Here is a 214-nt window from a genome sequence, read left to right as displayed (position 1 = left end):
AGATCCTACTGTGATAGTTGCCACCAGCAGCTAATCTGGTGGCAGCTGATTCCAGTCATCGGCTGGCTGATTCAAAAAGGTCGGTGTCATTTTTGTCATGCATCTATCGGCTGTTACTCAACATTTAGTGAGCTCATAAATGGCTGGCTTTGGTATGAACTGTTTATCCTTAATCCTAAAATTATAACGGCATTATTGATACTATCAACCAGCC

Annotated in this window: 1 protein-coding gene; it reads left to right on the top strand. The window is 42.1% G+C overall.

Annotated elements, in window-relative coordinates; all coding sequences use genetic code 11:
- On the top strand, positions 1 to 214 hold a 214-nt coding region (locus LJE08_RS15455; RefSeq protein WP_227403688.1), incomplete at both ends, for a prepilin peptidase.

The organism is Holdemanella sp. DFI.5.55 (assembly GCF_020593575.1).
In the GTDB taxonomy this organism is placed as follows: domain Bacteria; phylum Bacillota_I; class Bacilli_A; order Erysipelotrichales; family Erysipelotrichaceae; genus Holdemanella; species Holdemanella hominis.
This window is presented reverse-complemented; position numbering and strand designations above follow the sequence as displayed.